This window comes from Nonomuraea sp. NPDC049784 (assembly GCF_040659615.1).
In the GTDB taxonomy this organism is placed as follows: domain Bacteria; phylum Actinomycetota; class Actinomycetes; order Streptosporangiales; family Streptosporangiaceae; genus Nonomuraea.
Genome location: NZ_JBFAMX010001079.1, coordinates 1 through 2,014, shown reverse-complemented (window position 1 = coordinate 2,014; position 2,014 = coordinate 1). Strand labels below are relative to the sequence as shown.

Below are 2,014 nucleotides of genomic sequence, written 5' to 3'. Positions count from 1 at the left end.
GCCCCCCCGGCGCCCTGTGCCGGTGGGTCCGACCGGCAGGCGTACGTCATCTACACCTCCGGGTCGACGGGCCGGCCCAAGGGGGTGGTCGTGTCGCACCGCAACCTGCTGAACTTCCTCGGCTCCATGGGAGAGCGGCCCGGACTGGACGCCGGCGACGTGCTGCTCGCCGTCACCACGCTCGGGTTCGACATCGCCGGGCTGGAGCTGTACCTCCCGCTGACGCGCGGTGCGCGTGTCGTGGTGGCCGACCGCACGGTCACCACAACGCCCGGGCTGCTGGCCGCCGAGATCGAACGGCACGGCGTGACCGTGATGCAGGCCACGCCCGCGACCTGGCGGATGCTCGTCGACGACGGCTGGCGGGGAGCCCCCGGGCTGCGCGCCTGGTGTGGCGGCGAGGCGCTCTCGCCCGCGCTCGCCGACGAGATCCGCGCCAGGACGGCGGGCCTCTGGAACCTGTACGGCCCGACCGAGACCACCATCTGGTCCTCCCTGCACGAAGTGCCGGAAGGGCAGGCGCCGATGCTCGGCCGCCCGATCGCCAACACCCGGATGTACGTGCTCGACCGCGACCTGCTGCCCGCCCCCGCCGGCGTGCCCGGCGAGCTGTTCATCGGCGGCGCGGGCCTGGCCCGAGGGTACGGAGGCCGGCCCGAGCTGACCGCCGAGCGCTTCATCGCGGACCCGTTCGCCGGCGACGGGTCGCGGTTGTACCGCACCGGCGACCGCGTCAGATGGCGGGCCGACGGTGAGCTGGAATTCCTCGGCCGCGCCGACCACCAGGTCAAGATCCGCGGGCACCGGATCGAGCCGGGGGAGATCGAGGCCGCCCTGGTGGCGCACCCGGCCGTCGCGGCCGCCACGGTGGTCACCCGCGACGACGACGGCGACACCCGGCTGGTCGCCTACCTCATCCCCGCCGACCCTGCCGCTGGAACCCCATCGGCGGGCGAGTTGCGCGCTCTCCTGCGGACCACGCTGCCCGACTACATGGTCCCCTCGGCGTTCGCCGAACTCAGTGCGTTCCCGCTCACGCCGAACGGCAAGCTCGACCGCGCCGCCCTGCCCGACCCGGGACACTCGGAGTCGGCCGCGGGCAGCGCAGCGCCCCGGACCCCGGCCGAAGAGGTCCTGGCAGGCATCTGGGCGCAGGTCCTCGACGTGGCCGAGGTCGGTGTCACCGACAACTTCTTCGACCTGGGCGGCCACTCGCTCACGGCCATCAAGGTCATCTCCCGGGTGCGGGCGGCCTTCCAGTCGGAGCTGCCGCTGGCCGAGCTGTTCGACCACCCCACCGTCCGCGAGCTGGCGGCGGTCCTGGACGCCACCGCGCAGGGCGGCCAGGCTCCGCCCATCGTCCCCGTCCCCCGCGACCGGCCGCTGCCGCTGTCGTTCGGCCAGCAGCGGTTGTGGTTCCTCGACCAGCTCGAGCCCGGGTCCGCCGAGTACAACATCCCGGTCGCGCTGCGCCTGACCGGCGAGCTCGACGTGAACGCGCTCCGCGCCGCGCTGGACGCCGTCGTCGAACGGCACGAGGTGCTGCGCACCCGCTTGGTCACCGTCGACGGCGTCGCCCGCCAGGTGATCGACCCGCCCACGGGCTCCGGCCTCCAGATCGTCGACCTCGGCGACGAGCCGGACCCGGCCGGCCGCGCCCGGGCGATCGTGGCGGCCGAGGCCGTCACGCCGTTCGACCTGGCGGCCGGACCGCTGCTCCGCGCCCGGCTGCTCAGGGTGGGTCCCGGCGAGCACGTGCTCAGCCTCGTCACCCATCACGTCGCCTCCGACGACTGGTCGGCCGACGTGCTGAACCGGGAGCTGGCGGTCCTCTACGCGGCCTTCAGCCGCGGCGAGCCGTCGCCGCTCGCCCCGTTGTCCGTGCAGTACGCCGACTTCGCCGTCTGGCAGCGCGAGTGGCTCCAGGGCGAGGTGCTGGACGGCCAGCTCGGCTACTGGAAGGAGCGGCTGGCCGGCGCGCCGGTCCTGGACCTGCCAACCGACCGGCCGCTCC

The 2,014-nt window shown here is 74.4% G+C and carries 1 protein-coding gene; it reads left to right on the top strand.

What is annotated here, in order from left to right; genetic code table 11:
* Positions 1-2,014, top strand: a 2,014-nt coding sequence (locus AB0J09_RS63420) for an amino acid adenylation domain-containing protein (RefSeq protein WP_360714001.1), incomplete at both ends; no start/stop codon positions are given.